Here is a 24,064-nt window from a genome sequence, read left to right on the forward strand (position 1 = left end):
GATGGATTTTCATTCGATTCAATTTGCAGTTTTCTTTATAGTAGTCACACTGGCGTATTTCAGCCTGTCGTGGACCGGGCGTTGGGTGCTTTTGCTGCTCACCAGCTGCTATTTTTATATGGTTTTCAAACCGGTATTCATCCTGATCCTGTTTGGAACCATCGTTATCGACTACTTTGCCGGGATCTGGATTGAGAAATCACAGGAGCAGAAGCAAAAGAAACTGCTGCTCATCATCAGTCTGATCTCCAATATCGGTATCCTCGCTTTCTTTAAATACTACGATTTCGTGCAGGATTCGGTGAATACCATTCTCAGTAACCTGGACCTACGGCCGATGTTTCCTGCATTCACGCGCATCGTTCCCGGCCCGATCGCCGAGTGGATGACTACCGGGAGTGGTAAGTTGCTGTTGCCCATCGGTTTATCATTTCACACATTCCAGGCGATGAGCTACACCATTGAGGTGTATCGCGGCAACCAAAAGGCCGAAAGGCATTTCGGGATTTACGCATTGTATGTGATGTTTTACCCGCAGCTTGTGGCCGGACCTATCGAGCGGCCGCAGAACATGCTGTTCCAGTACCACTCGTTTTTTAAATATGATTTCGAGCAGGTGAAGGAAGGGCTGATGCAAATGGCCTTCGGCTTTTTCAAGAAAATGGTGATCGCCGACAGGTTGGTGATGATCGTGGATGCAGCGTATCAAAATCCGGCGGAACATAATGGGCTAACGCTCATCGTAGCGACAATTTTCTTCGCATTCCAGATCTACTGCGATTTCTCGGGGTACTCCGATATTGCCATTGGTGCGGCTCGTGTGATGGGTTTCACGTTGATGGACAACTTCAAAACGCCATATGTTTCCAAATCCATTTCAGAGTTCTGGGGCAGATGGCACATTTCGCTTTCTTCGTGGTTTAAGGACTACCTCTATATTCCTCTCGGCGGCAATCGCAAAGGCGAGTGGATGAAATACCGCAACCAGTTTATCGTGTTCCTCGTGAGCGGACTCTGGCATGGCGCGAGCTGGAACTACGTAATTTGGGGCGCATTGCATGGTTTTTATCAGGTAGCAGCATCCCTGCGCGATAAATGGTTGAAAAAAGCGGGCATTGAAATACCCAAAAATCGGATTACTAACACGCTGAGTGTCGTTTTTACATTCGCGCTGGTGACTATTACCTGGGTTTTCTTCCGGAACGACAAAGCGCCGGTAGGACGTTCATTCATGATTTTGAAAAAAATGGCCGGCTTCTCATTCTCGGAACCGTTGCAAACGCCTATGAACCATCTGGAAATGTGGTTCTGCGTGTTACTGATCATTTTCCTATTGATTAAAGAGCATTACTACCTGAAAATCCCTACGCGGAACACAACCGTATTCTTCCTATTGTTTCCGCTGATCCTGCTGGCGAACTACTTTTTGGGTGTGGTATCCGAAAACCAGTTCATTTACTTCCAATTCTAAAGGAAAAGATTGCCGCAACATTTGCACTTATTTATTTGTTACTCAATTTTTGAGGAACTACCTGACGTTCTTATTACCGATTAAGTATTTATTACAATGTACGAAGTGACATCCGACAACAGACTCAAAAGCCTGATCGTAGTAGGCGACCGTGTTTTGATCCGCCCCAAAAGCCCCAGCGACCGTACCAACAGCGGTCTCTACCTGCCTCCGACCGTAACCGAAAAGGAACAGGTGCAAACCGGTTACGTGATCAAGGTTGGCCCGGGTTACCCTATTCCTGTGGCCGTGGAGGACGAGCCCTGGAAAGAGACCGAAGAAAAAGTAAAATATATGCCTTTGCAATCCAAAGAAGGCGACCTGGCTATTTACCTCCAACGCAACGCCATCGACCTCGAATACGATGGGCAGAAGTACGTGATCGTTCCGCAGTCGTCGATACTGATGTTGGAGCGGTCGGAGGATTTGTTTGAATAGTCTGACGCGGTCAAGTGTGGTCAGATGTAGTCAAGTATTGTCATGTGTGGTCATTTATTGTTAAAAAATCTCTCTCAAATTTCATTAGCCACCTTGGCAACACATGACTATCAATGACAACACTTGACTACGTTCGACTACATTTGACAACACCTGACTACACTTCGCCACACCTGACTTGATAAAAACGTCACACATAACAGCAACAACGCATGAAATACAACTTCCTGGGCAACACCGGCGTGCTCGTTTCCGAGCTCTGTTTCGGGACGATGACTTTTGGTGGAGATGGTTATTTTGAAGTAATTGGAAAAGTGCAGCAGGATGAGGCGAATGTACTGGTGAAGACGGCTCTGGATGCTGGGATCAACTTTTTCGATACCGCCAATGTGTATTCTTATGGCAAATCGGAGGAGATCCTGGGGCAGTCGTTCAGGACGCTGGGTGTGAAACGCAGCGATGTGGTTGTTGCTACCAAAGCCCGTGGCCGGATGGCGCCTGGCGCGAATCAGGTGGGGCTGTCGCGGCTGCATATTATGGATTCGGTGAATGAAAGTCTGGTCCGCCTCGGTACCGACCATATCGATCTGTTCTATATTCACGGCGTGGATGCGGAAACGTCCCTGGAAGAAACCATGCGTGGCCTGGAAGACGTCGTGCGCTCGGGCAAGGTGCGTTACCTGGGCGTGAGCAACCATGCGGCGTGGCAGATTATGAAGGCCAATGGCATTGCCGAGAAAAATGGCTGGACGAAGTTTGTGGCTTGCCAGCATTACTACACCATCGCCGGCCGCGACCTGGAACGCGAGCTAATCCCGATGATGAAAGATCAGAACCTGGGATTAATGCCTTGGAGCCCACTGGCAGGCGGTTTTTTGTCCGGGAAATATACCCGCAACAGTGAATCGACCGGTGAAAACCGCCGCGATAACTTCGACTTTCCGCCGGTGGATAAAGAGAAGGCTTACGACATCATCGATGTTATTCAGCCCATCGCGCAGACGCACGGGGTTTCCGTGGCGCAAATCGCATTGGCATGGCTGCTTCATCAGAAAGCTGTGACCAGCGTGATCATCGGAGCAAAAAAGCCGGAACAATTGGCTGACAATATCGCCGCTACGAACGTGGTACTGGCCGCCGACGAGCTGGACCAATTGAACAAAATCAGCGCATTGAAACCCGAATATCCGCAATGGATGATCGAACGGCAGTCGCGCGAACGCATTCCGGGTAAGCCATGACGAAGCACCTGCGAAACATATGTATGCGCCTGCTCGCCACAGTCGCCTATGCGCTCGCATTACCTGCTCACGCGCAGGAGCGAAGCGTTGCCATTACCATCGACGATGTACCGAATGTGCATTTATATGAAGCGGATGGTCATTCATCCAGGTTGTTGAAAAAGCTGGACTCTTTAAACCTGCCAATTGCGATTTTTATCAATGAAGGACATTTGAAGCAAAACCAGGATTTAGAGCAAAATAAAAGACTGCTCCAAAGCTGGATTTCAAAGTCTTACATGACCATCGGGAATCATAGCTATTCGCATCCGAATTATGGTGAAATAGGCTTCGATGCATTCAAAGAAGACGTTTTAAAGGGAGAGGAACTGTCACGAAAGATGGCCGGGGATGTGGGGAAGAAACTGGAGTACTTCCGGTTTCCTTTTAATGGCATGGGTAAGGACAGTACCGAACAGGCGAGAATGCGGGATTTTCTGACTGAACATCAATACATTTCAACTCCATTTACCGTCGAAAGTGAGGACTGGCTGTTCACACAGCTTTACGAAAAGGCTTTGAAAGAAGGTAAATTCGAAGAAGCAAAGGCGATCGGCAACCGTTATGTAGATTTGAGCCTGAAACTTTTCGACCACTTCGAGGGCGTAGCAATCAAAGCGACAGGCAAGCCGATCAAACAAATTTACCTATGCCACGACAACCAGCTCAACACGGATTATCTGCCGGTTCTGGTTCAAAAACTGAAAGAAAAGCAATACCGGATGGTCAGCCTGGACGAAGCGATGGCTGATCCGGCTTACAAGTTGCCATTACATTATCATGGAAACTGGGGCTTCTCGTGGGTATACCGATGGGTTAAGGATGTAAGTGAGCGTCGTTCGCTTATGCAAAAAGAGCCGTCGGATAAGGAAGCGCAGCAGGCCTATGAAGCATTGACAAAAAGCAAGAAATAGCGCATTAAAAAAGCACGCCTTTGAGGGGCGCGCTTTCGAAATGTCTTTATTATGAACTAACCTTAGATAACGCGTACGTTAACTGCGTTTAGGCCTTTTCTTCCATTTTCTACTTCGTAAGACACTTTGTCGTTTTCACGGATATCGTCCTGAAGACCTGAAACATGAACGAAAATGTCTTTCTCTCCTGATGATGGTTGAATGAATCCGTATCCTTTTGATTCATTGAAAAACTTAACTGTACCTTCTGCCATTAGAATTGATCTTATTATTTGTAAAGACCAAATTTAGACATAAAAAGCAGATATACAACATTAAACTTTCTTTACCTTAGAATTATTCCAATATATCAGAATGCGTTTTATATCATGCCGCTAGTCCACTATAAATCAAAAATATCCCCTTACTGGCTTCCAAACGGGCATTTTCAGAGCATTTACCCTGCGCTCTTCCGGCAGATAAACGGTATAAAATATTTTCGTGAAAAAATTGTAACTCCTGATGATGACTTCCTGAATCTGGACTGGTCATATGCCGGAAACGACGGCTCGAAACCACTCGTGATCCTCTCTCACGGGCTCGAAGGAAACACCACGCGCCAGTACATAACGGGCATGGTTAAACTCCTGAACCGCCACGGGTTCGACTGCCTCGCCTGGAACTTCCGGAGCTGCGGCGGTGAAATGAACCAGACGGCCCGATTTTACCACAGCGGTGCTACGGAAGATCTGGACGCGGTGGTGCAGAATGCATTTGAAAAGGGCTATGCTGATCTGCGGTTGATGGGTTTTAGCCTGGGAGGAAATCTGACCTTGAAATACCTCGGCGAACAGGGCGCTTCGATTGATAGCCGCATTAAAAGTGCGATCGTATTCAGTGTACCGATGGATCTCAAAGCATGCAGCCTGTCGATTATCGAGCCCCGTAATCAGATCTATATGCGCCGTTTTTTGAATACATTAAAACCCAAAGTGGTGGAAAAGGCACGTTTCTTCCCGGAAAAAATCAGCCTGGACGACCATCAGTTGGTGAGGACGCTATATGATTTTGACGACATCTACACGGCGAAGCTGCACGGCTTCAAAGGCGCCGATCACTATTATGCCAAATGCAGCTCGAAGTTTTTCATCGAACCGATTTTCGTGCCGACGATAATCGTGAATGCAGAAAATGACCCGATCGTCCCTTTCGAAAGCCTGCCTCTCGACATGCTCCGGTCTCATCCTAATGTGACTTTGCTGGCCACAAAAGACGGCGGGCACTGCGGCTTTCGCCCCGCCCGCCTTACCGACGAGTTCTATTGGTCAGAAAAATACGCCCTCCATTTTCTAACTACCCTGTCACCATTCCCTAACTACACCTGACAATCCCTGACCATCTCCTGGCCACACCTGACTAATTCGAGCAAGCCGTTCACATTCGCCCCGACTTCGTCGAGTAAGAAAACTGTTCCAAACATTATTTTGTTAGCAACATATACCAATAGATTTTGGTAATTTTGTGGCCTGTTTCAAACAGGTCGGACCCTTAGCGATTAAAATTCCGTTAACTCGATCATTTTTCAGTTATTCCCCGTTTCATGTCCACATTAACTCTCAATCCAGCACCGTACATTATCATTGATTTCGACAGCACGTTCACGAAAGTGGAAGGGCTCGACGAATTGGCCGCGATCGCCCTCAAAGGCCATCCGGAGCGTGATCAGATTGTTCAGAAGATTTCTGATCTGACCAACAAGGGTATGAATGGCGAAATGTCGTTTGCGGATGGTCTGCGCCAACGAATCGCCTTACTGAAAGCTAACCGTTCGCACATCGAAGAACTGGTTTCCTTTTTGAGAACCAAGGTTTCGGATTCATTCAAGCGTAATACGCAGTTTCTGAGGGAGAATGCGGAGCAGATTTTTATCGTTTCCAGCGGGTTTAAGGAGTTTATCGTTCCCGTGGCTACTGAGCTCGGCATTCTGGCCGACCATGTGTACGCCAATGAGTTCGTGTTTGACGAGGAAGGAAATATCGTGGGGATCGACGAGGAGAACGTGTTGTCGATGGACGGCGGAAAGATCAAAATCCTTTCTGCTCTGAACCTTTCAGGAGACGTGTACGCGATCGGTGATGGCTATACGGACTATGAATTGAAGGCCTCCGGCCTTGCCAATCGTTTCTATGCATTTACAGAAAACGTCGAGCGCCCGAAAGTAACCGCGGTAGCGGACCACATCGCTACTTCATTCGACGATTTTCTTTATGATAATAAATTCAGCAGAAGCCAGTCTTATCCAAAAAGCCGTATCAAGGTATTGCTCCTTGAAAACGTGCATCCGGTAGCGCGTAAGGCATTTGAGGAAGAAGGTTTCAATGTCGAATTCGTAAAAGGCGCCCTTGATGAGGACGAATTATGCGAGCGTATCAAGGACGTATCTATTATAGGTATCCGTTCTAAAACGACTATTACGAAGCGCGTTCTTGAAAACGCGAACCGTCTGATGGCGATCGGTGCATTCTGTATCGGTACCAACCAGATCGACCTCGACGAGGCTGCTAAAAAAGGTATCGCGGTATTTAACGCGCCATATAGCAATACCCGTTCTGTGGTGGAGTTGGCAGTAGGCGAGATGATTTTGCTGATTCGTAATATCGTTGGCAAAAGCAATTCCATGCATAAAGGTATCTGGGACAAATCTGCGAACGGTAGCTTCGAGATCCGCGGAAAGAAGCTCGGGATGGTAGGTTATGGCAGCATTGGTACACAGCTTTCGGTCGTAGCCGAGGCGCTGGGTATGGATGTATATTTCTATGATGCGGTTGAAAAACTGTCGATCGGAAATGCGAAGAAAGTGAATACACTTGAAGAGCTTCTGGCAATGTCCGACGTACTGAGCTTGCACGTGGATGGCCGTAAGGAAAACACCAACATGATCGGCAAACGCGAGTTTGACCTCATGAAAGACGGTGTGATCTTCCTGAACCTCTCACGCGGGCACGTGGTCGACATCAAAGCGTTGGCCGATGCCGTGAAGAGCGGTAAAGTGGCCGGAGCAGGTGTAGACGTTTTCCCGAAAGAGCCGAAAACGAACGATGAAATGTTCGAAAGCGAGCTGATGGGCCTGCCAAACGTGATACTGACACCGCACATCGGTGGCAGTACCGAGGAAGCACAGGAAAACATCGGCCATTTCGTGCCTTCCAAATTGCTGGAATTCATGAACAATGGTAGCTCTTACGGCAGCGTGAACTTCCCTGAAGTACAACTGCCGAAGTTGAAAGATTCGCACCGCCTCCTGCACATCCACGCGAATGTACCGGGTGTGCTGGCGAAACTGAACCAGATTTTTGCCAAAAACAATATCAACATCACTGGGCAATACCTCAAAACCAATGAGCATATCGGCTACGTGATCGTGGATATTGCCAAAGATTATACAGAAGAATTTATTCAGGAAGTGAAAGAGGTCGAAGGAACGATCCGTTTCCGGATGCTTTACTAAGAAATGATTGGGATGGTCAGCCGGTTCGCGGCTGACCATTTCAATTTCACGGCGATTCATTCACCTACTCACTTATTTCACCGGTGTTCCGGTCATTATCCATGTCATTAACATTTTTCACTCCTGGTCCGGCGGCTCTGTACCCGACATTCGAGCAGCATTTAAAAACTTTCGTCGAAAACCAACTCGGTTCGATCTCGCACCGCAGCCAGCAGTACCGCGACTTGCACAAATTCACGGTCGATCAGCTGCGTACGCTCCTGAACGTGCCCGATACGCATGCGATCCTTTTCCTCGGTTCTGCTTCTGAAGCTTTTGAACGCATTCTGTTCAGTACGGTGGAATTGGAAAGCTTTCACCTGGTAAATGGCTCGTTTTCCAAAAAATTCTGTGAATATTCAAGTGCGCTGAACAAGTATGCCCACAAGTTTGAAAAACCAATGGGAGAAGGATTCCTGGCGGTTGATGTGGAAGTTCCCGAATATGCAGAACTGATCGCAACTACGCATAACGAAACCAGTTCGGGTGTTCAGATGCCGGTGGCAGAGATCCATAAACTGAAGCTGAACAACCCGTCGAAGTTTATCGCGGTGGACATGGTGTCGTCCGCGCCTTACCCGGCGCTGGATTACAGCATTATCGACACGGCGTTTTTCTCTGTACAAAAAGCATTTGGTTTGCCGGCTGGCCTGGGCGTCTGGATCGTAAGCGAGCGATGCCTGGAAAAAGCAAAGAACATTCGGAATACCTATTCCATCGGCGCGCACAACGATTTGCCAACGCTTTGGAAGAACGCGCTGAACAACGAAACACCCGCGACGCCGAATGTGATGCTCATTTACCTGCTGGGTAAAATCGCAGAAGATTTCAATCGGGTCGGTATACAAAATATCCGTAAAGAGACTGAGCACAAAGCAGATTTGCTTTACAAGTTTATAGAAAAGACAGCCGGTTTCTCTGCATTCGTAAAAGAGAAAGCGCTCCGTTCGCAAACTGTGGTCGTGACGGATACGGAGGCTCCTTCGGCCGATATTATCAAGGCTATCAAAGAAAAAGGCATGGTGATCGGCAGCGGTTATGGCGCTGGCAAGGCAACTCAGCTCCGCATCGCCAACTTCCCTGCGACGTCACTGGAAGAAACCGAAAGGCTGATCCACGAGCTCGGCAAGCTCTGAAAAATAGCTTGTAGAATAGCGTTACCAAAAGGGTGGCAGAACGTAACAATGTTCGGCCACCCTTTTCTTTTTTACAATGAAGCGTAACGACATACTATGGAAATCGATATTGGAGGACATTTTTGATGATTTCCTCAAATTCTTTTTCCCCAATGCTGAAATCCTTTTCGACTTCGAAAAAGGTTTCGAGTACCTCGACCAGGAGCTCGATCAACTATTCCCGCCTGAGGCGGACACATTTACGACCCGGTATGTAGATAAGTTGGTAAAAGTGCATTGCCGCTCCGGCGCCGAAGCCTGGCTGCTGGTGCACATTGAAGTACAAGGCTACCGCGACGAAACTTTCCCCGACCGGATGTTTACCTATTACTACCGCATCTGGGACAAGCACCGTAAACCCATCACCGCATTTGCGATCCTCACGGACGATTGCAGGCATTTCCTACCTGCCCAGTTTGAGCAGGCTTGCCTGGGTACGAGCATTTGTTTTCGGTTTAATAGTTATAAGGTGCGGGATCAATCGGAGGCGGAGTTAGAGGCCAGTGATAACCCGTTTGCACAGGTTGTTTTGGCGGTAAAGCTGGCTCTGACGGGAAAGTGCTATTCGCCCAATGAACTTTACCGTTTGAAAATTGATCTGGCTAAGAGGCTGCTAAAGCGGGATTTTTCGAAGTGGAAAGTTGGAAGATTGCTGCATTTTTTGAATTTTATGTCCATCTGGGAAACGATAAGCTTGATGAAGAGTTCAATGAGACTTTAAATAAAGTTATAAATCCAAATCCAGAACCTATGACAATTAAAGAAGCTGTTTTGTACATTGTAAAGGAGGAAGCAAAGGAGGAACGAAACGTAACTTTCATTAAAAACCTTCTACGTGAAACCCAATTCAGCCATGAGGAGATCGCGCGGCTTGCGGACGTCCCGCTAAAATGTGTCCAGGGCTTTGTGCAAGGGACATGGCCTGAGTATGATTAATATACAGAGCTGCCCCACCAGGCAGCTTTTTTCATAAATAACTGATAGCCGAGGTACGACAGCCGAAGTTCTAATGGTATTTTAAGGATAAATTTTTAGCTTTATGCTTTCTTACGAAAACAGACAGAAGCGGTGATGCAGATTGCTACCTCAACAGGGGAAACCAAAGATCATGATCTATGGCAAAGGATTCGCGTGGGCGATGAGCAGGCCTTTACCGCGATTTTTGAGAGATACCACCGCACACTTTACAATTACGGCAGCAAGCTTTCAACGAATTCCTCATTGGTAGAAGACGCGGTTCAGGATGTGTTCATCGATATCTGGCGGTTACGGCACAATCTCACAGAGAACGTTACCTCGGTTAAATTCTACCTCTATCGCGCATTGCGTCGCCGCATTCACGTGGCGCTCGACAAGTTTCCTTCAACGGAGGAAATCAGCGAACTGGATGATGAGGATACGCCCGCAAACCACACCCATTCGGAAGCAATCCTGATCGAGGCGGAATCCTCTTTCGCACGGGCGCAACGTATACAGGAGTTGCTTGCGCAATTGCCCGAACGCCAGCTTGAAGCGCTTACGCTGCGCTATTTCGATGAATTCAGCATTGATGAAATCGCGGAGATCATGGGCGTCAATGAGAAGTCTGTCCGTAATTTCATCTACAAAGCATTGACATCCCTTCGCCAGAGCCGGGAAATACTACTGATTTCTTCCCTGATTTTCTGGATGTTACTATTTTTTTAAAATTTTTCTTCAAAAAATTTCATTTTGAAGAGGTCAAATCCGCATTTCGTCGCTCTGTACTATTGAACGACGATAACTGCATCCCGCGAAACATGAAGCATGATCCTTATTCTCTGACCGAACTGATCAGAAATGAAGAGTTTATCGCCTGGGTAATGCATCCCGACGAACTCAGCGACCGCAAATGGCGGGCGTTCCTGGAAAAGCATCCGAGGAAGCGTAAAACCGTTGAATCCGCACGGGAGTATGTCATTTTGTTGGCGAAAGATACCGGCAGGCACCAGCCTACCCAGAAACAAAGCGACAGAATGTGGAGTATCGTCGAAAGTCACATGCACGATGAGGCACCGAAAACCCAGGAACCAGAGGCCGTTTTCAAAACGAGCCGCGGGCAGGGATGGCGCTGGGCACGCGTGGCAGCGTCGGCGGCACTGATCCTGAGCATTGGTTCGGTGAGTTACTGGTTCTATTACAAAAAGGCAGACGGTCCATTGCAGGAGGTAGCTGTACGCGGGGAAACTGAACTGCCCAATACGATCCAGAAACACAATGACACCGACAAGCCAATGACGGTATTGCTGGAAGACGGTAGCTCGGTTGTATTGCAGCCTGGCGGCAAGATTAGCTACTCGGAAGGCGTCAACAAAAAGCGAAGAGAGGTTACTTTGACCGGAAAGGCATTTTTTGAAATCGTAAGAAACAAACAAAAGCCATTCCTGGTGTACAGCTACGGCCTGGCTACGAAAGTGCTTGGCACAAGTTTCACCATTGATGCTTCTTCGGAGAGCAAGGATATTAAAGTAGAAGTGCGAACGGGTACAGTTTCGGTATTTTCGATCAATAATTTGGATAACAGTCAAAAGGAAGCCGTGCTGGATAAGCCCGAATTGGAGGGCGTGACGCTGAATCATGATCAGCGGATCGCGTTCTCGAAGGAGAACGGTAAGATCATTCCATTGCCTGCTGCTGCGGCGGTGGTTTCGGACAAAGACGTTTCAAAACAGCATTTCGTGTTTGATGAAACCCCGATGTCGGAGGTGTTCCGGATACTGGAAAACGCCTACAATGTCCGGATCGTTTACGACCGGGAAAAGATGGGCACTTGCCCGCTGAACGCGACTTTGATCGGGCAGCCCTTGAAAGAAAAGCTCGAAGTAATCTGCAATGCGCTGGATGCGCAGTTCGAAGTGGCCGATAACCAGATAACGATCCTGGGAAAAGGATGTAAGTAGTTTAGAGACCCGACATATTAACATTTTACCCTGAACGCCGCCTATGACGTAACGCTACCGTATTGCCTGAAAATAAAAAAGACCAGCCATGTTCCAGCATGACTGATCCGGGTTCCCCAACAGTAACGGACATTACTGCACATCCATTTGGACGATGGATGAACCGGGGAAGACTTCGTTGAATAATCTCCTTAAACAACAAATTCATTCAAAAATATGAAAAAAGTTCGACGACCTGAAGACTTTCTCATCAAGCTCATGCGAATCACATTAATGCAATGTATCCTGGCTGGCCTGTTTGCAGGCATCACGTGGGCGAACGACGGGAGAGCTCAATCCGCATTGAGCCAGAAGGTTACCGTTGACATCCGGAATGAGGAGATCAAGACGATCTTCGCGCAGCTGGAAAAGCAGACCAATGCCAGATTCATATTTAGCTCAAAATTGATCCAATCCGACCGCCGGGCTTCAGTGAAGGTTAAAAATGGCTCACTATCGGCTGTTTTGGACGCCTTGCTGAAACCACTGGAACTGAATTATCGGATCAAGAATGACCTTATCGTGATCAAACCCGATCATCCCGAACAGGCTGCCAAAATGGCTTCAGAAGAAGTTCCGGTGGTGGAATTCAGTTCTGCTGCGGTGGATAAGGCCATCTCAGGTGTGGTAAAAGATGAAACCGGTGCCGGGTTACCGGGTGTGAGCGTTGTTTTAAAAGGCACGCAAACCGGTACATCGACGGACGAAAAAGGTAAATACTCAGTCACGGTCCCAAACGGCGAGCATATTCTGATATTCTCTTTTGTGGGCTTCCTGTCGCAGGAAGTGACGGTTCCATCCGGCCAAAGCGTATTGGATATCACGCTGAAAGTGGATGACAAGGCGCTGGAAGAAGTGGTAGTGGTGGGTTATGGTACGCAAAGGAAGGAGTCACTGACGGGCGCGATCGCCACGGTGACGAGCAAAGATATCGAGCGCGTTCACGGCGGCTCGACGGTCAGTTCGGGTCTGGCGGGTAAGATCCCCGGTGTGACATTCCGGATGCCGGATGGCCGTCCGGGTGCGAGTGCCAACATTCAGATCCGTAACATGGGCAACCCGCTGTTCGTAATCGACGGTATTCAACAGGACGCGGGCCAGTTCAACAACATTTCTCCTAATGACATTGAAAGTATTTCTGTATTAAAAGACGCTTCTGCGGCTATTTACGGGGTCCGCGCGGCGAATGGCGTAGTGGTTGTCACGACCAAACGTGGTAAAATGGGAGCCAAGAATACAGTGAGCCTGGATGCCTATATGGGCTGGCAGAACTGGTCGCGGTTCCCAAACGTGGTGAACGATTCGTACCAATGGATGTTAGGGAAAGCCGAAGCGGAAATGAACCAGTACGGCAAAACGTCCATCACCCAGGCTGAACTTGAAAAGTACCGCGTAGGTACCGAGCGTGGTTATCAGACGTTTAATTGGAAGGATTTTATTGTTCAGAAGAACTCTCCGCTTAACTCGGTGAACCTGAACATGACCGGCGGTTCGGACAAGATCAACTATTACATTTCAGCAACAAGACTACATCAGAACTCGGTATTGGGCCGCGAGTTCACTTTTGACCGCACCAACATCCAAAGTAACGTCGATGCGAAAATCACCGACCGTCTGAAATTGGGTGTGCAGATCAACGGTCGTATCGAGAAGCGTGATCAGCCTGGTATCCCTGGCGGTGACGACTATTGGCTCCCACGTTTCGCTATCCTGCGTAACCGCCCCTTCGAGCGCCCATATGCGAATGATAACCCTGAGTATCTGAATGATATCAAGCACAATGAGACTAACTGGGCCTATAACAATAAGAAATTAGGTGGTTACTGGACCGAATACTGGCGTGTTTTGCAAACCAATTTCTCCGCTGAATACCAGATTCCGGGTGTGAAAGGGCTTAGTGCGAGAGGGATGTACTCCTACTACATTGCCGACCGTGTGATGAATGGCCACGAGTATACCTACAAGGCTTATACCTACAACCCGACGGACGATACCTACACCGTCACAGGTGGTAGTACCAACCCATGGCGCGAACGCGGCACCCGTAAGGTGATGCGCAATGTGTACCAGGGACAACTGGCTTACAACAACACTTTTGGCAAGCACACGGTAGGCGCAACCTTCGTTTCCGAATGGCAGGATGAGCGCGTGCAGGACCAGTGGGTACACGCGGTTCCTAAAACAAATGTCCTCCCGCTGATCTACTTCCCGACTGTGGATACCTACAATGACAGCGATACGGAACTTGCACGTATAGGGTATATCGGTAGAATGAATTATGATTACGCCGGCAAATATTACCTCGAAGTTTCGGCTCGCCGCGATGCTTCCTGGAAGTTCGCTCCGGATCGTCGCGTGGGGTACTTTCCATCGGCGTCGGTGGGGTGGAGAATTTCGGAAGAAGGTTTTTTCAAAAAGCTGATCGGCGAGCGCAGCATCCTGGATGACTTGAAATTCAGAGGGTCTTATGGCATCCTTGGGGATGACAACATTCTTTTCAACAATGATCCCAACAGACCATTAAGCCCGTATGCTTACCTGCCTGGTTATGATTATAATAAGGGCAATGTAATTCTGAGCGGTAATGCGGTGGTTACAAGCCGTGATAAAGGCCAGATCATCAATAACATTTCCTGGTTCAAAAGTAAGATCACGGATGTCGGCGCGGATTTCTCTTTCCTTGGCACCAAAATTACCGGTAGCGTCGATTATTTCTACCGCCTGCGCACTGGCTTGCTGGGCCGCAAGTACGACATCCTCGTGCCGAGCGAGTTGGGCTATTCATTGCCGGACGAAAACGTGAACAGCGACTCGCAACAGGGATGGGAAGGCGCGCTTACTTACAATGGCAAGGCGGGTAATATCAACTACTCCATCGGCGGAAATGTGTCGTTCTCGCGAAGCAAATTCGTGTCGTCATACAAGCCGATCTTCAACAACTCGTGGGACCGTTACCGGGCTTCCGGCGAAGATCGTTACACCAATATTTTCTGGGGACTCGAAGCGATTGGTCAGTTCCAGTCGACGCAGGAAATTGCAGAATATCCTGTCAACATCGACGGACAAGGCAATCGTACATTGCTGCCGGGTGATTTGATTTACAAAGACCTCAACGGCGATAATGTGATCGACGGATACGATCAGCGCCCTATCGGATACAATGCTACCGGCCAGCCGAATGTCAATTTCGGGTTGAACTTCTCCGTAAGCTGGAAAGGCATTGGCTTCGTGGCTGACTTCTCAGGCGGCGGCATGTACACCTGGAACCAGAACTACGAACAACGTTGGCCATACCAGAATGAGGGCGCATTGAACAGCATTTTCCTTGACAGATGGCACCGCGCCGATCCGTTCGATGTGAACAGCCAGTGGATTCCGGGCAAATACCCGGCGCTGCGCTACAACGACAAAGACCATAGCAATAACAGGAATTCAACTTTCTGGGTGCACAATGTCAAATACATCCGTGCAAGAACGATCGAGCTCTCCTATTCGCTGCCGAAGTCGGTGCTGGAAAAACTGAAAATGTCGCGTGCCCGGTTCTACATCAATGGATATAACCTGTTTTCTATCGACAACTTGAAGAAGTTTGGTGTTGACCCCGAAATCCAGGATGACAACGGATTACAGTATCCGCAGAACAAATTCGTGAATGTAGGCATCAACCTATCTATTTAAACCGATTGGAATTCAACATGAAAAAGATATTTCAAATACTATCGATTGCTGTATTGACGCTGGGTTGGAGCTGTAACGACGACGAATTCCTGAACCGTCCGCCTACCAGCCAGCTTTCCGAAGATCAGATCTGGACCGACGAAGGGCAGGTACTGTCGGTACTGGGCGATTTGTACAACCGTTATGTGGATCTTTCGACTTTCAAGACCATTAACGACGTGCCCGGCTGGATGACTGTGAGTGACTTCAATGAGGCATTCTGGTCAGAAGCAGGCCGTTATAACAACTTCCAGAACAGCGGCTGGGATGTGCGGTCATGGAGTGCATGGGATTATGGTTACATCCGCGAGATGAACCTGTTTATCCAGAAATGTACTGCGGCCGAAAAGCTAGCCCCGGCCGTTCGGGAACGCTACCTGGCCGAAGCACGCTTTTTGAGAGCATCCTACTATTTCGAACTCGTGAAAAGAATGGGTGGCGTGCCGCTGATTCTCGAACCGATGGTGTACGATTTCAGCGGCGATCCTTCTTACCTGCAACATCCGCGTGCGAAGGAATCGGAGATTTATGATTTTGTAATTAAAGAGGCTGAGGAAATTAAAGACAAATTGCCGGCCAGCGTGGCTGAGAAATCGCGTGCTACCAAAGCTGCGGCATTGGCGATGGAGGTTCGTGCTGCTATTTACGCGGGTTCTATTGCAAAATATGGCGTGAATACTCCTCAGGTTTCATTGCCTGGCGGCGAGGTCGGTATTCCGGCGAACATGGCCAATGGTTATTACACCAAAGCGCTGGCGGCTGCGAAAGAGATTATCTCTGGAAATGCGGGGGCCTATGCTTTGTATACCAAAAAGCCTGATCTGTCCGAAAACTTTGCCAGCATTTTTTACGACAAGGCGAATAACCCCGAGGTCATTTTTGTAGAGGATTTCAAATTGCAGAGCGGAAAGGTGCATTACTTCACCGGTTGGAACCAGCCCCGCTACGGTGCTGAGGAAGAGGAAGGCGGCCGCATTAACCCGTCGCTGCAATTAGTGGAAGCATTTGAAAAACTGGATAATACCTTCGCACCGATCCCGACTAACAATGCAAACGGAACGCCGATCTATTATAATGAGCAAACTGACATCTTCGCTGGACGCGACGCCCGCCTCGCCGGAACGGTAATGCTGCCGGGAACTACTTTCAAAGGTCGCAAAGTCGATATTTGGGCAGGTTACCAGCTGGCAAACGGCACGATTATCAGCGGGGACGACCGCGGTGCGCAAAAAACGCTGCCCGGCAAGACAGTACCCGAGCAAGTCGTAGGTTTCGACGGCCCTATCGACGGATTTGAATTCACTGCCCAAACGGGTTTTTACCTTCGCAAGTACCTCGATCCCGTCGTAGGCTCTGGCCAACGCGGGGTGAACAGCGAGGTGTGGCTCGTTCGCTATCGTTTTGCAGAAGTGCTTTTGAATGCCGCTGAGGCCGCATTTGAATTAGGCCAGGCAGCAGAAGCGGCGGGTTATATGAACCAGGTCCGCGCACGCGCCGGATTGGTAACGCCTTTGAAAGCGTCAGAAATTAATTTCGACCGCCTCGTGCACGAGCGGCGCGTAGAGTTCGCATTCGAAGGGCACCTTTTGTTTGATATGAAAAGATGGCGCATCGCACACCAGATCCTGGACGGCAATGCAATTACTGCTGCGGAACTTTCGAAAGACCTTGGAAAAGCTACCAAGCGCAATACGCAACCATGGGGATTGTGGTCGTACAAAATCTACGACCCGGGCTCGCCCAATAATGGCAAATGGATTTACAAGCAGGTTAAACTCAGCCGCGTAACCGGAGCAGACCGCTTCCAACTTGGAAACTACTATTCGTACATAGACGACGCCATTATCAGCAACAATCCCAAGCTCGTCAGAAATCCGAACCAATAGACCATCACATTCAAACGATACGATATCATGAAGATCAGATTTCATATTATGCCGCTTGTCGCGATGCTAGCGCTTGTGTCGGCTTGCGAAAAGGATAACTATACCGAGCCCAAATCCGTGCTTTCAGGCAAGATCGTCTACAAGGGCGAGCCGGTGGGCGTGGAGGAAGGGCAGGTTCGCCTGCAACTCTGGCAGCCGGGTTTTGGAAAGCTGGCGGCCATCGATGCGCCTATTTCGCAGAATGGGTCCTATTCAGCCCTTTTGTTTGACGGAAATTACAAACTGGTTTTCCCCAAAAACCGCGGGCCATTCAAGACGATCGTGAAAGACGCCGCTGCCAAAGATACTGTGTTCGTGAAGCTGGCAGGTAACCAGGCGCTCGATGTGGAGGTAATGCCGTACTACATGATTCGCACGCCGCAGTTTTCGGGGGGGGAGAGCAAGGTGAACGTTTCCCTCAAACTTGAAAAAATCCTGACCGGTGCCGAGGGTAAAGACATCGAAAGGGTCTCATTATATGTGAACAAAACCGATTTTGTTGCGCGCGCTACCAACGTGGCTGTGACCGACGTACCCGGGGCCGACATTAAAGACCTGAACGCGATCAACCTCAGCGCCACCGTACCTACGCTTTCGCCCGCCCAGAACTACGTGTTTGCCAGGGTAGGTGTGAAGATCAAAGATGTGGAGGACATGGTTTTTTCACCGGTTCAGAAAGTCAATTTGTAAGGATTGATCCCAATACTAAAACCGAAACTTTTCTTTAAAACCAATTTGAATGAGGAATTACATTGCACTTCTGCTTGTCGGGCTCATGGGGCTGGCATGTGCAAAAAGTAAAACGGCGGGGCCGACCGTCGGGGCATTGGCCGTTAAGGCCAGTGCTTCCAAAGGCCGCAGGGCCGAAGTATTGTTCCTGGGGCACAACAGCAAGCATCACGATTCGGGTAAGTACGCACCCTGGCTGTCGGTCAAGCTGTTCAAAAGCGGCATTAACATGTCGTACACCACTAATCCCGGAGATATTAACCCCGAAAACCTGGCGAAGTACGACGGGCTGATCATCTACGCCAATCATGATTCGCTCTCTCCTTCGCAGGAAAGCGCCATGAAGGCATTCGTGGAAGGCGGCAAAGGACTTATCCCGATCCATTCGGCTTCGGGTTGTTTCAGGAATTCTTCCTGGTATATCAAAACAATAGGCGGCCAGTTTGCTTCCCATAAGACGGGCTCATTTAAAAATACTATTCTAAAACCGGAACACCAGGTCATGAAGGGCATTACGGACTTTCAGACCTGGGATGAAACTTATGTGCATAAAAACCTGAATCCCGACAAAACCGTCTTGGGCGAGCGGGTAGAAGGCGACGTGCATGAGCCTTACACGTGGGTGCGCAACGAGGGTAAAGGCCGTGTATTCTACACCGCATACGGGCACGAGGACAGCACCTGGACTAACAAAGGCTTTCTCGATCTGGTCAGAAACGGCGTGCTATGGGCCATTGGCGATCGGGTACAAGCGCAAATCGCCGCATTGAACCTGCCCGAGGTGGACATTTACAACTCCGATACCATTTCGCACTACACCAGGCGACATGTGGTGCCGAAAATGCAGGAGTCACTTTCACCGGCCGAATCGAACAAGCTGACGCAGGTCCCGCCGGATTTTGAAATACAACTTTTCGCATCCGAACCGGACATTACTAATCCGATTGCCATGTCGTGGGATGAGCGTGGGCGGCTTTGGGTCGTGGAGTCGGTCGATTACCCTAATACGTTCAAGGAGACCGACGGCGCTTCCAACGACCGCATTAAAATTTGTGAGGATACCAATGGCGATGGCAAGGCCGACAAGTTCACTGTCTTCGCCGATAAATTGAACATTCCTACCAGTATGGTTTTTTCCAATGGCGGCGTGATCGTCTCTATGGCACCGGATTTCGTGTTTCTGAAAGACACCAACGGCGACGATGTGGCCGATGTACGCGAGGTGATCATGACCGGCTGGGGCAAAAACGACACCCACGCGGGGCCATCGAACCTGCAATATGGGTTTAACAACAAAATCTGGGGCGTGCTGGGCTACTCGGCATTCAACGGCACCATTGATGGTAAGAAGATGAGCTTCTCGCAGGGCCTTTACAATTTCAAGCCGGATGGAAAAGAATTTGAATACCTCGGCAGCAGCAGCAACAACACCTGGGGGCTGGGCTTCACCGAGGATAACAACGTATTCCTTTCAACTGCCAACAACACTCACAGCGCATTCTTTTCAATGCCCGGCCGGTTAATGCAACGCACATTAGGCGAAGAGCAACCGACGGTACAAGCCATTCAGAAAATAGACGGGCATTACGACGCCCACGCCGTCACGCCCAACCTTCGCCAGGTAGACGTGGTAGGAGGGTTCACTTCCGCGGCCGGTCACCATTTTTACACAGCCCGGAACTACCCGAAAGAATACTGGAACCGCGTCGCATTAGTGACCGAACCGACAATCCGTTTGATTCATAAAGCCATCCTCGAACCGGACGGCGCAGGTTTTAAGGAAAAAGACGGCTGGAACTTCATGGCCAGCTCCGACGAATGGTTCGGCCCCGTACAAGCCGAGGTAGGCCCGGACGGGGCGGTATGGGTAGCCGACTGGTACAACTTTATTATCCAGCACAATGTGTTCGTACCGGCGCAATCGCCTTCGAAGTTCATTCTTCCGTTCGAAGAGCAACCGCATGGTCCGGGCAATGCATTCAGTAGCCCGATGCGCGATTTGAACCACGGCCGCATTTACAGGATTGTTTACAAAAACGGCAAGAAATCGCCTGCATTGAAACTTTCTAAAGACGACCTGCCGGGATTGGTGGCAGCATTGGAGAATGATAATATGTTCTGGCGTATGACCGCCCAGCGTTTGCTCGTGGAATCGAAAAAACTGTCGGTGCTGCCGGATTTGTATAAAATCATTAATAATCCAAAAGTGGATGAAATAGGCTTGAACAGCCCTGCCGTACACGCATTGTGGACATTGCACGGCCTTGGGGCACTCGACGGCTCGAATGCAGAAGCATTGCAAGTAGCGAGCAAGGCATTGAGCCACCCGGCACCGGGCGTACGTAAAGCAGCGGCGAGCGTGTTACCCAAACAGGCGCAAAGTTTTGAAATACTCGAAAAGAGCATGAAGGATGCCAACCTGAACACCCGCCTGAGCGTATTCGTGGCCATTGCCGAACTGCCAGCCTCCCAAAAAGCCGGGGCAGCCATTTACCAGGCATCCCTCGATGAGCAGAATGCCAAAGACCCCTGGCTGTCACGAGCTATTCTCGCAGCGGCTATTCAGCATGAGAAGGGCTTTCTCGGAGCGGCAGATAAGCAATCACAACCATCCGCATTGACGGCGCAGGTTACTGAGGCACTAAGCAAAGAAATTTATCCACTGGGGAGAAGGAACACGTTGCAATTCCCGCCGGATGTTTCGGGCAAGGAAATCACCATCCGTGCAACCGTTACCAAGGGCCGCGACCGGGCATTGCAAGGCTTCATCGCTGGTCAGGGCGGGAAAGATGGTGGTTATGCATTGTACATCCAGGATGGCAAGCTCATCATGGCCGTCAAACAGCACGGAATGCTAAGCAAAGCAGCCACCACAGAGCCGCTGCCCGACAAGTTTGACGTCGTAGCAAGGCTTACACAAGGGGGCAACATTCGTATTGCAATCGATGGAAAGGAAGCGGCCACCGGCAAAGCGCACATGCTTTTCAACGCGCCGCTGAGCAATTCGGTACGCTCGGGCGAGGATATGGAAGGCGAGGACAAAATCGGGGATTACGAAGGCCGGTTCGGTTTTGTGGGTAATTTCCAAAAAGCCTCCCTCGAACTGAACCGCCCGAATGAAGGGGAGAGCAATGCAGTTTCATCGACCCAATCGGGTTCAAAGGCCGTTGCTTCCAATGCAACTGTGATTGAGCTGAAAGTGGAAAAGGAAATTATGCAATATGACAAAAAGCTGATCACCGCGAAGGCAGGGCAAAAGGTGGTAATTAACCTTGAAAACCCCGACGGAATGCAGCATAACCTGCTGATCATCAAACCGGGAACGTTGCAGAAAGTAGGTAAGGCAGCGGATGAGCTTCTTAGCAACCCAAAAGCCGCTGAAATGCAGTATGTTCCAAAAATTCCGGAAGTGTTGTTTGCGACAAGATTGGTGAATTCGGGTGAGACGGTTACGCTCGAAATAACGGTGCCTAACGAACCTGGCGATTATCCCTACGTGTGCACATTCCCAGGCCACTGGCGAGGAATGAACGGCATCCTGCGGGTAACGAAGTGAATTTGAGAGTTTAAAGTTTATGAGTTGAAACCTAATGCCTGCCCCCAACTTTCAATTCACAAACTGCAAACTCTAAACTAAGGATTCCTAATCATAGACTTTATACTCATAAACCTTACACTCAGAAACTTTGAACTCAAAAATGAAAACCATTGCTGCATTATTGCTTCTGTTAGCCATGATTTCCAATAGTGCGATAGCGGAAAACCCCGGAAGGAAAAAGGCTATCCGCGTGCTGCTCGTCGGCGGCGGTACCTCACACGATTTCGACCGGTGGTACAAGCAGGAAGATGTGCAAACGCTTCAAAAGGGAGGCCTGGCAACGGTGGAATACACCAGCGACCCTTCGACGATCCTGGGCAAGCTGAAAGACGTCGATGTGCTTTATCTTTCAAATAACCAGCCCATCGCTGACAAAGCGACGCGGGAAGCCATTTTTGCATTTGTGGATGCCGGAAAAGGCCTCGTACTGGCACATCCCGCGCTTTGGTACAACTGGGCCGATTGGCCGGAATACAACCAGAAGCTGGTAGGCGGTGGCTCCAAAGGACATGACAAATACGGGCCGTTTGAGGTAACAATCATTAGAAAGCACCCGGTGACCAAGGGTGTGGCAACGAGCTTCAAGCTGGATGATGAGCTGTATTATTTCAAACCCGACGCGGCCGGAACACCCATTGAAGTGCTCGCAACTGCCAAAGCCGAAACATCGGACAATGTTTTCCCAAGTATTTTTATTGTGAAGTATCCCAAGGGGAGGATCGTAGGCATAGCACTGGGGCATGATGCTAAATCGCATACGATCGAGCCCTATCAGACACTCCTGCGCAATGCGGTTCAGTGGGCGGCTGGCAAATAGATAAATTAAATTGATTGACAGATAGACAATGCTATCAATCATTCATTCTTTCATTCAATAATTCTTTGCTCCAACAAACTCATTTGCTCACTCTGTCCGTCGATTAAAATCGACGGCAATGGGATTTGAAAAGATGATAACAGAATTGCCCAAATTTGCCGATGATCAAATAAAATCCCCTAATCTATTGCCCCGGGCTTTATTCCGGGGATCAAAGAGAAAGATTTGAGAGCAAGCATTAATAGAGCCGGAGGTCAAAAAACAAAGCAAATCAATCCATTTCTTAACCCCGGGTTTTAACCCGGAGACTAACCAAAGTAGCAATGAGCGACAAGCAAATCACAGTAGTTATTGTGGGTATGGGTTTCGGGAAGGAGTTTATCCCTATTTATCAAAGCCACCCGAACATTAAGGCGGTAGGTATCTGTACCCGCAGCAAACAAACCCGCGACGAGCTGACAGCCAAGTTCAATCTCGACCCTAACCTTGTTTTCGAGCATTTTGAAGACGTTCCCAAGCGCGAAGACGTGGACGCGATACACGTAGTAACGCCCGTGCCCGACCACGCGCGTATGACGCTGGCATCCCTAAATGCAGGTAAGCACACGGCCTGCACCATTCCGATGGCGATGACCGTCGAGGATTGCAAAGCCATTGTCGAAGCCAAGCGCCGCTCGGGCAAGGTGTATATGATGATGGAAACCGCATTGTACACCCGCGAATTCCTTTATGGCCTCAACCTTGCGCAAACCGGCCAACTCGGTCGTATCCAGTTCGTGCGCGGCTCGCATATTCAGGATATGAGCATGGAAGGGTGGGGAGAATACTGGAAAGGTTACCCGCCGATGCTGAATGGCACCCACGCGATTTCCCCCCTTTTGAAAATCAACAATACGATTGCTGAAACCGTGGTTTGCCACGGTTCGGGCCGGTTGAGCGACGACCTCGCCAGCCGTTATGGATCGCCATTTGCTGTGGAAACAGCCACATTTACCCTGAAAGGTACCGATGTGGTAGCCGAAGCGACCCGTTCGCTGTTCGACGTAGTGCGCCAGTACCGCGAGAGCTACGACGTGTACGGCACTAAAATGTCGTTCGAATGGGAACAGTTGCAGGACGAGGAGCACGTGATATTCGATGGGGGGGAGAATGCATCGCGCATCAATGTGCCTGATACCGATCATTTGCTGATCGAGCCGATCAAGCATTTCACCAAACGCGAGAAGATTGACGATCCGAACCACGTATCGTTCCTTCAAGGTGCAGGGCATGGTGGTTCGCACCCGCATTTGGTACAGGAATTCGTGGCTGCGATCGTCGAAGGCCGCGATTCGGCGGTGGATGCGGCATTGGCTGCCAACTACACTTGCGCGGGCATTTGCGCACACGAGTCGGCTATGAAGGGCGGTATTCGTGTGAATGTACCGAGTTTTGAAGAATAAGCCATTCTATTAATAAAAGCCAGGCCTCAAAATCTG

Annotated in this window: 18 protein-coding genes; 17 read left to right on the forward strand and 1 reads right to left on the reverse strand. The window is 49.4% G+C overall.

The genetic code is table 11. The features are described 5' to 3' along the window. Position 1: 1 nt before the first annotated feature. From ACQ4MZ_RS10245 to ACQ4MZ_RS10260, 4 genes are all read left to right on the forward strand, one after another. Positions 2 to 1,471, forward strand: a complete 1,470-nt coding sequence (locus ACQ4MZ_RS10245; protein ID WP_430844760.1) for an MBOAT family O-acyltransferase — start codon at positions 2 to 4, stop codon at positions 1,469 to 1,471. A 96-nt stretch (positions 1,472 to 1,567) separates the two neighbouring features. After that, complete coding sequence (locus ACQ4MZ_RS10250) at positions 1,568 to 1,948, forward strand: co-chaperone GroES (RefSeq protein WP_430844762.1); 381 nt, start codon at positions 1,568 to 1,570, stop codon at positions 1,946 to 1,948. Between the two features lie 212 nt (positions 1,949 to 2,160). Further along, positions 2,161 to 3,189, forward strand: coding sequence for an aldo/keto reductase (locus ACQ4MZ_RS10255; RefSeq protein WP_430844764.1), 1,029 nt, complete (start codon positions 2,161 to 2,163; stop codon positions 3,187 to 3,189). Beyond that, the gene (locus ACQ4MZ_RS10260) at positions 3,186 to 4,142 is read left to right on the forward strand and encodes a polysaccharide deacetylase family protein (protein WP_430844766.1); all 957 of its coding nucleotides are present in this window, start codon (positions 3,186 to 3,188) and stop codon (positions 4,140 to 4,142) included. The genes ACQ4MZ_RS10255 and ACQ4MZ_RS10260 overlap by 4 nt, the downstream gene beginning before the upstream one ends. A 62-nt stretch (positions 4,143 to 4,204) precedes the next feature. Here ACQ4MZ_RS10260 and ACQ4MZ_RS10265 read toward each other — a convergent pair whose 3' ends face one another. Further along, the gene (locus ACQ4MZ_RS10265) at positions 4,205 to 4,396 is read right to left on the reverse strand and encodes a cold-shock protein (protein ID WP_090386381.1); all 192 of its coding nucleotides are present in this window, start codon (positions 4,394 to 4,396) and stop codon (positions 4,205 to 4,207) included. Positions 4,397 to 4,510: 114 nt separating this feature from the next. Between ACQ4MZ_RS10265 and ACQ4MZ_RS10270 the strand changes: the two genes are divergently transcribed. From ACQ4MZ_RS10270 to ACQ4MZ_RS10330, 13 genes are all read left to right on the forward strand, one after another. Then, complete coding sequence (locus ACQ4MZ_RS10270; RefSeq protein ID WP_430844768.1) at positions 4,511 to 5,506, forward strand: YheT family hydrolase; 996 nt, start codon at positions 4,511 to 4,513, stop codon at positions 5,504 to 5,506. Between the two features lie 215 nt (positions 5,507 to 5,721). Continuing rightward, positions 5,722 to 7,629, forward strand: coding sequence for a phosphoglycerate dehydrogenase (gene serA / locus ACQ4MZ_RS10275; RefSeq protein WP_430844769.1), 1,908 nt, complete (start codon positions 5,722 to 5,724; stop codon positions 7,627 to 7,629). A gap of 101 nt (positions 7,630 to 7,730) precedes the next feature. Continuing rightward, the gene (locus ACQ4MZ_RS10280; RefSeq protein ID WP_430844770.1) at positions 7,731 to 8,804 is read left to right on the forward strand and encodes an aminotransferase class V-fold PLP-dependent enzyme; all 1,074 of its coding nucleotides are present in this window, start codon (positions 7,731 to 7,733) and stop codon (positions 8,802 to 8,804) included. Positions 8,805 to 8,880: 76 nt separating this feature from the next. Further along, positions 8,881 to 9,564 (forward strand): Rpn family recombination-promoting nuclease/putative transposase, encoded by a 684-nt coding sequence (locus ACQ4MZ_RS10285; RefSeq protein WP_430844771.1) that lies wholly within the window; start codon positions 8,881 to 8,883, stop codon positions 9,562 to 9,564. A gap of 29 nt (positions 9,565 to 9,593) precedes the next feature. Further along, on the forward strand, positions 9,594 to 9,779 hold the full coding sequence (locus ACQ4MZ_RS10290) for a hypothetical protein (protein WP_430844772.1): 186 nt from the start codon (positions 9,594 to 9,596) through the stop codon (positions 9,777 to 9,779). Positions 9,780 to 9,914: 135 nt separating this feature from the next. Then, entirely contained in the window at positions 9,915 to 10,529 is a 615-nt protein-coding gene (locus tag ACQ4MZ_RS10295; protein WP_430844773.1) for an RNA polymerase sigma factor, read from the forward strand. A gap of 92 nt (positions 10,530 to 10,621) precedes the next feature. Next, complete coding sequence (locus tag ACQ4MZ_RS10300; protein ID WP_430844774.1) at positions 10,622 to 11,761, forward strand: FecR domain-containing protein; 1,140 nt, start codon at positions 10,622 to 10,624, stop codon at positions 11,759 to 11,761. A gap of 216 nt (positions 11,762 to 11,977) precedes the next feature. After that, positions 11,978 to 15,478: a TonB-dependent receptor gene (locus tag ACQ4MZ_RS10305; protein WP_430844775.1), complete on the forward strand. Its 3,501-nt coding sequence runs from the start codon at positions 11,978 to 11,980 to the stop codon at positions 15,476 to 15,478. Between the two features lie 17 nt (positions 15,479 to 15,495). After that, positions 15,496 to 17,403 carry a RagB/SusD family nutrient uptake outer membrane protein gene (locus tag ACQ4MZ_RS10310; protein WP_430844777.1) on the forward strand — a complete coding sequence of 636 codons (1,908 nt, stop codon included), beginning with the start codon at positions 15,496 to 15,498 and terminating at the stop codon, positions 17,401 to 17,403. A gap of 27 nt (positions 17,404 to 17,430) precedes the next feature. Next, positions 17,431 to 18,132: a DUF3823 domain-containing protein gene (locus ACQ4MZ_RS10315; protein ID WP_430844779.1), complete on the forward strand. Its 702-nt coding sequence runs from the start codon at positions 17,431 to 17,433 to the stop codon at positions 18,130 to 18,132. A 49-nt stretch (positions 18,133 to 18,181) separates the two neighbouring features. Then, positions 18,182 to 21,727 (forward strand): PVC-type heme-binding CxxCH protein, encoded by a 3,546-nt coding sequence (locus tag ACQ4MZ_RS10320; protein WP_430844780.1) that lies wholly within the window; start codon positions 18,182 to 18,184, stop codon positions 21,725 to 21,727. 142 nt (positions 21,728 to 21,869) lie between these two features. Beyond that, positions 21,870 to 22,586, forward strand: coding sequence for a ThuA domain-containing protein (locus tag ACQ4MZ_RS10325; RefSeq protein WP_430844781.1), 717 nt, complete (start codon positions 21,870 to 21,872; stop codon positions 22,584 to 22,586). Positions 22,587 to 22,909: 323 nt separating this feature from the next. Further along, positions 22,910 to 24,028 (forward strand): Gfo/Idh/MocA family protein, encoded by a 1,119-nt coding sequence (locus ACQ4MZ_RS10330; protein ID WP_430844782.1) that lies wholly within the window; start codon positions 22,910 to 22,912, stop codon positions 24,026 to 24,028. The last annotated feature ends 36 nt before the right edge of the window (positions 24,029 to 24,064 follow it).

The sequence above is a fragment of the Dyadobacter sp. BHUBP1 genome, from assembly GCF_050587785.1.
In the GTDB taxonomy this organism is placed as follows: Bacteria; Bacteroidota; Bacteroidia; order Cytophagales; family Spirosomataceae; genus Dyadobacter.